This is a genomic window from Bacillus yunxiaonensis (genome assembly GCF_037104695.1).
Lineage (GTDB): Bacteria > Bacillota > Bacilli > Bacillales > Bacillaceae_G > Bacillus_A > Bacillus_A yunxiaonensis.
Map to the genome: position 1 here is coordinate 1 of NZ_JBAWSV010000021.1, position 6,287 is coordinate 6,287.

Consider the following 6,287-nt stretch of genomic DNA (forward strand, 5'->3'; position numbering starts at 1 on the left):
CTTCATAAGTCTGGTAATGATGGCAGAGAGGTCACACCCGTTCCCATACCGAACACGGAAGTTAAGCTCTCTAGCGCCGATGGTAGTTGGGACTTTGTCCCTGTGAGAGTAGGACGTTGCCAGGCAATCTAAGACGAGTCAGAATGACTCGTCTTTTTTGTGCTTTTATATTGTAATTGGCATATCCAAGCTTTAATAGAGATATTCATACATGTTACTATAAATAGACGGAATATTCTTTGAAAAGGAGATGTTAATTTGTTAGGTGAATTAGAATTAGTGATTGATGCTAAGGCTACCCTTGGAGAAGGGCCTTGCTGGGATAGTAAAAAGCAGTTACTATATTGGGTCGATATCTTAGGGAAGAAGGTTCATATCTATAATCCTATTACAAATAAAAATAAGGAAATCTTTGTTGGACAGATGGTAGGATCAGTGGTTCCTAGTAAATCTGGTAACGTGATTCTTGCTTTAGAGAACGGTTTTCATTGGTTAAATCCGGATACGGAAGAACTACAAGCTATTTATGATCCTGAAAGCCATTTACAAGACAATCGCTTTAATGATGGAAAGTGCGATCCAGCAGGTCGCTTTTGGGCAGGTACTACAGACTCTGTTGGTATAAGTGGAGAGGGAGTCCTTTACTGCTTAGATGCCGATTTAACTGTCAAAAAGAAACTAGAACAAGTGAGTACTTCTAATGGTTTAGCATGGTCACCCAATCATACATACATGTATTTCATTGATACACCTACAAGAAAAGTAGTTCGTTTTGATTATGATGTCCATACAGGTCATATTACAAACCCACAAGATGTTATTGTCATACCAAAAGAGGAAGGACTTCCTGATGGGATGCCGATTGATGAAGAAGGTATGCTGTGGATTGCTCATTGGGGAGGTTCTAAAGTATCGAGATGGAACCCTGTAAATGGAGAACAGTTGCTAACTATTCCTATACCTGCTTTATATGTAACCTCTTGTACATTTGGAGGTAGTGACTTAAATGAGTTATATATTACAACGGCAAGAATGCATAGTACAGATTCGAGTGCTGGTGGAGTATTTCGAATAAAAATGAACATAAGAGGATGTCCTACATATCAATTTAATGGATGAATTTATCAAACTTGCGAAGAAATGAGTTTGGATATTGGAAAATGTACGAATTCGAGAGATTAAAATAGCAGATGCAAAAAAAATCCTCTCACTTTGTAGACGACTGGATGAGGAGACGGAATTTATGATGTTAGAGCCAAATGAGCGAAACATTACTGTCGATGAACAAGGGAAACAAATTCAAGATATTTTGGATAGTAAACATTCCACTATATTAGTTGCGGAGAAAAATGATGATTTAATTGGATACGTTGGAGCCTATAGAGAAAACTTCAATAGATGTCGATATAGTGCTTATGTAGTCACAGGAATTTTAACTTCTTATCATGGTCAAGGGATAGGTACACTTCTTTTTAATGCTTTAGAAAAATGAGCAAAAGATAATGGTGTTCATAGGCTAGAATTGACAGTCATGATACATAATGAAGCTGGAATTGCTCTATACAAAAAGTCAGGTTTTGAAATTGAAGGAATAAAACGGCACTCTCTTATGATTAGAGGGAAATTTGTCAATGAATACTATATGGTAAAAATAATTTAATCTTTATAGTTTATTTATGTACAAATTATATTATTTCTTTGATTGTTAAGAGGGAAACAATGGTGAAAATACGTAAACATTTTCATGGAATTTGGAATTTCCCCTATTGTTCCCTCGGAAATATTTTTTCTTATTCAGCTTGCATTGCTTCCAAGAGGGCAGCCAGCTTATTGATTGTATTCCAGTTGCGTGTTGTTGCTGTATTTCCGAGTTTCTGTAGACTCTTTGCCAACTTGGAATCCAGCATGCTTTGACGGAACAAGAAGTAAATTTCACGTCCATGGATATAGTATTCATCATTATCACGTTCGCTGTTCGATAGCAGCTCGGCCACCTTTTGCTGGGGCTCTTCAGTTAAAATGGAAACATGAACACTTTCTCCTTTGGCCAAGGGTATATCTGTGTATGGGCAATACTCAATAATACTCTCAAATTCTGTGGATGTTCTTAAGACAACGGTGATTGAAATCCCAAAAGTCTTTCTAATTTCATCCTCAATTCGGAAGCGCAATGACTTTGTATTCTCCGCTGATTCAAACAGAACATTGCCAGTTTGAATATATGTTTGTACTCGGCTGAGACCCATCGTTCCTAGCATATGTTTCAATTCAGCCATTTTGATCTTATTATGTCCACTTACGTTAATGCCTCGCAACAGCGCGATATAAATTGTCATTTTGTCACCTTCAGTCTTTTTTGTTTTATCCCGCTATTCGCGGGCAGTAAGACCCCTACTGATGGAGGTTTCACTTTATATTGAAACTAATAAATTCGTTAATTTGAAGAGGGATTCCTTTTTTATATTGGGAAAAGCTCTGTGTAGTAAGTAATTAGAATTACGAAATTTATTCAACTATATATTTGGCATAGTCTATTAAAATATAAAAAATCCTATATTTAAAGCTTACTGTTGTTTTTAACTTTTTTGAATGTAGATTTGGATGAAATCTATTACTTAACTTAACTTAACAATTGTAATTGAAACGGATGTGAAATGCATATGAGAGGCATTTTTATGCTAGTAGTAGCGATTATGCTATGGGGAATTGCTATTGCTCCAACAAAGTGGGCATTGCATTCATTCCCGCCTTTTATTTTACTTTTTTTACGCTTATCCTTAGCTGGCTGTTTATTCCTTCCTGTTTATTGGTCGGAAGTAAGACGAAGTTATATTCCGTGGAAAAGAATTATAATTTTATCTTTTACAGGTGTTGCGGGGTATTTTATGTTTACTTCATATGGAATTTCCCTTACAAGTGGAATGCATGTGAGTATTATTGATGCTACATTGCCTTTATTCATTATTATGTTTTCTGCTGTTTTTCTTAAAGAAAAGATCAGTTGGAAGTACTGGATTGGTATGTTTTTAGGGATGTGCGGTGTATTGCTTATAACAATTCCAGGTAATCAAAATGAGAGTACATCTTCTTTTATTGGAGACTTACTTATTTTAGCCAGTACAATTCTATTTGCTTTTTATAATATTTTATTAAAACAGCCAAAGGAGGAAGCGAATTTAACGAGCGGTGCATTTACTACATTAACTTTACTTGTAGGGGCTATTATAGTCTTACCTTTTACTATCTTTGAAGTATCGTATCGTGGACTCCCGGATGTAATAACGTGGAATGCATGGGGAAGTTTAGTGTATCTTATTGTCGGTCCTACTATTCTTGCTTACTTACTATGGAATAAAGCACTAGAAGAAGTTTCGGCAGCTGTTGGTGGAATGTACTTAAATGTGCTTCCGTTAGTTAGTATAATGGCGTCTGTAATTTTATTAGATGAAGTTATAACGTGGAGAATTGTTGTGGGCGGAGGACTTGTTTTGTTAGCTGTTATCTGGGCAGAACAAGAAAAGTTTAAAATATTATTTCGATCAGTATTAAGTAAATAAAAATTAATACTTATGAAGACATGCTTATACATATTTTTTCTAAAAAGAAGGTGCTATTTTATTTAGCTCCTTCTTTTTTAGAAAAAGGTTTTATATTTCTGAATACTGACTCACTACTTCTAGTGCTTTTTCTCGTACGAAACGTATTAATTCCGGAGGTCTCTCTATTAATATTTCTGCTCCAAGACTGAGGAACAATCCACCGATAAAAGGGATATCTGACTCCTTAATCTTTTCATTAATAACTCCAGTACCGTTAGGAGTAACTTGAATCCATTCTCCGATAGGATGAGGATCAAGTATTTTGCACCCTTTTTTTGTTAACTTTGCCTGCAAAGTGAGCTCTTTTGATAAAAACTCTGTTTGTTTTAACCATTGTGTAACTGTCATATTTACTGGAATTGGTTCCGGAAAGTCCTGCTGCACTTTGAGGGAAATAATCCGATCGACTCGAAATGGTACATTGCTTTTTCGTTTGTAACAAAATGCAGGAGTATACCATAATCCGTTAGATAGGAAGAGCCCAAAAGGAAAAATGGTTCGGATTGAATACCCAGAACGAGATTCATATTCTATTTGCACATGTTCTTTATCTAATGATGCTTGTAAAAGGTCTTTGAGGTAAGGATTTTTAAAGCTTCTTTGAGGTGAATCAATTGCCAGTCTGTTTTTTAATGTTTCGATTTTTTGAAGCATCTCTATAGACATGCTGGAACGGATTTTAGTAAGGGTAGATATATTTTCTTGTTTAAAAGGGCCATCTTGTTGCTCTAAAAGTTCATAGGACAGGAGTAGTCCTGTAGCTTCTTCTGGTGTTAATGATATAGTAGGGAGTTTTTGTTCCTTTATAAGAGTGTATCCACCATTCGGTCCAGATGAAGAAAAAAGGGGGATACCCATTTCACTTAATAGTTGTAAATCTCTAAGCATGGTTCTTCGGGATACTGAAAATTCATTTGCTAACTCTTGAACAGTAAATCGATGTTTTGTATTTAGTGTAATTAATAGCTCAAACAATCTCCCAGTTTTAGACATGAAAATATCTCCTAGTATTAGTGACGTTATCTGTCACTAATATACGATAAACTAAAGCTGAAGTCACAAATTTCTTTTTGTGAACTAAGGGGAATTTATGAGGGGGATTAGGTAATGAGAGAATACACGATCAATTCAAAGGGAGTAAAAATTAAAGCGTACGAATATAGCCAGGCTGGTGAGCCGATTTTATTCCTACACTATATGGGGGGAAGTTCAGCGATTTGGCGAAGTGTTATTCCAAGTTTTATAGAAGAATATCACGTAATTGCTATAGATATAAGGGGACATGGTGAGTCGGATCATCCTCAAAAAGGATATCGACTTGAAACTTTAGTTGAAGATGTTCGCGAGGTATTAGATGTTCTTGGTATTCATAAAACTCATATAGTAGGAAGTTCACTTGGTTGTTCTGTTGGCACAATGTTCGCATCGATATATAAGGAAAGAGTCATTTCTTTAGTTAATTCAGAAGGAGCTTTAGTTAACCATTCAGGGCCGGGTGGATTGTATATGGAATCTAAAGAAGAGCATTTTAATAAATACTTTTCTAATGAGGAACAGGAATTCGATTCACGAGAAGATTTGATACAGTATATGAAAAGACATTGGTTACCATGGAATAAAGAGAGAGCTCTAGTTATGGAAGATTATAAGCCTCGAAAGCTTCAAAATGGAAAAGTGACTTTTGTATCTATGAGAGACAACATGAGACAGATTGCGGAGGATCTTTATGATCGCAGGGTAGAAGAGTGGTACGATACTGTTCAATGTAGAGTATTATTTCTTCCAGCAGAAAAAGAAGGTGACCTTGATAAGAAATTAGCATTTATAAAAAATGTTGAATCTAAATTAAGTGAAAGCAAAACAGTTGTAATTCCTGAAACGTCTCATGCTATGATGTTTGACCATGCTCAGGAATTGATTCATGAAATTAAAGAATTTTTAAAATGTCCTTATAAAGTGAAACTTCCATCAGTGGGGGAGCATCCCTAACTGATGGTTAGTTGAACCAATCGGGCTTTTACGGGCAGTTATCCCCCATCTAGCTTCTTCGCTTCTCTCTCCATCTTGAGGTGGGGGTATTACTGCCCGTTAATGCGGGATAAAATAACAACGTGATTCCGCATTAATGATAGTTTACTATTTGATAGAGCGGGGGGAGTAGTGTTAGGTGTTTGGAAAGTGTGGTTATTTTGGTAAAGGTATTTAATAATTAGGGAATCTACTTGATATGTAATATTGAGGAGGTTCCTGACTTAAAAAATAGCTCTTTATAAGGAAACTTAAAGTTGCGTTAATCATTTAGAGTTTGTTTATTAGAAGAGAAAGCTATTTAAAAAAAGATTTCAAAAAAGCATTGACTCTATAGAGAGAAGTATGTAATATAGTAGGAGTCGCTGATGCAACAGAGCAGAAAGCGAAAACGAAATGAAAAACTTAGTTGACATTGAAATACAAAGATGTTAACATAAGGAAGTCGCAATTGAGCGACAGATAAGTTCTTTGAAAACTGAACGAAACAAACAACGTGAAACGTCAATTTTTATTTATGATGCTAGACAAACACTTTATTGGAGAGTTTGATCCTGGCTCAGGATGAACGCTGGCGGCGTGCCTAATACATGCAAGTCGAGCGAACCGATTAAGAGCTTGCTCTTAAGAAGTTAGCGGCGGACGGGTGAGTAACACGTA

At 35.9% G+C, this 6,287-nt stretch carries 6 protein-coding genes, 2 rRNA genes and 1 pseudogene; 7 read left to right on the forward strand and 2 right to left on the reverse strand.

What is annotated here, in order from left to right; translation table 11 throughout:
* Positions 1 to 9: 9 nt before the first annotated feature.
* The 4 genes and pseudogenes from rrf to WAX78_RS25020 form a co-directional block, all read left to right on the forward strand.
* A 5S ribosomal RNA gene (gene rrf / locus WAX78_RS25005) occupies positions 10 to 125 on the forward strand.
* Between the two features lie 133 nt (positions 126 to 258).
* Entirely contained in the window at positions 259 to 1,119 is an 861-nt protein-coding gene (locus WAX78_RS25010) for an SMP-30/gluconolactonase/LRE family protein (protein ID WP_336484674.1), read from the forward strand.
* Positions 1,120 to 1,153: 34 nt separating this feature from the next.
* Positions 1,154 to 1,492 carry a GNAT family N-acetyltransferase gene (locus WAX78_RS25015; protein WP_336484675.1) on the forward strand — a complete coding sequence of 113 codons (339 nt, stop codon included), beginning with the start codon at positions 1,154 to 1,156 and terminating at the stop codon, positions 1,490 to 1,492.
* A gap of 15 nt (positions 1,493 to 1,507) precedes the next feature.
* Positions 1,508 to 1,660: pseudogene (locus WAX78_RS25020) on the forward strand (GNAT family N-acetyltransferase); the annotation flags it as partial.
* A gap of 130 nt (positions 1,661 to 1,790) precedes the next feature.
* On the opposite strand, the gene WAX78_RS25025 reads toward WAX78_RS25020, so the two are convergent.
* Complete coding sequence (locus tag WAX78_RS25025) at positions 1,791 to 2,336, reverse strand: DUF1697 domain-containing protein (protein WP_336484676.1); 546 nt, start codon at positions 2,334 to 2,336, stop codon at positions 1,791 to 1,793.
* A 324-nt stretch (positions 2,337 to 2,660) separates the two neighbouring features.
* Here WAX78_RS25025 and WAX78_RS25030 point away from each other — a divergent pair, with 324 nt between their 5' ends.
* Positions 2,661 to 3,557, forward strand: coding sequence for a DMT family transporter (locus tag WAX78_RS25030; protein WP_336484677.1), 897 nt, complete (start codon positions 2,661 to 2,663; stop codon positions 3,555 to 3,557).
* A 90-nt stretch (positions 3,558 to 3,647) separates the two neighbouring features.
* Here the strand turns inward: WAX78_RS25030 and WAX78_RS25035 are convergent, their stop codons facing one another.
* Positions 3,648 to 4,592: a helix-turn-helix transcriptional regulator gene (locus WAX78_RS25035; protein WP_336484678.1), complete on the reverse strand. Its 945-nt coding sequence runs from the start codon at positions 4,590 to 4,592 to the stop codon at positions 3,648 to 3,650.
* A gap of 114 nt (positions 4,593 to 4,706) precedes the next feature.
* Here WAX78_RS25035 and WAX78_RS25040 point away from each other — a divergent pair, with 114 nt between their 5' ends.
* Positions 4,707 to 5,588, forward strand: a complete 882-nt coding sequence (locus tag WAX78_RS25040) for an alpha/beta fold hydrolase (protein ID WP_336484679.1) — start codon at positions 4,707 to 4,709, stop codon at positions 5,586 to 5,588.
* Between the two features lie 575 nt (positions 5,589 to 6,163).
* A 16S ribosomal RNA gene (locus WAX78_RS25045) occupies positions 6,164 to 6,287 on the forward strand; the annotation flags it as partial.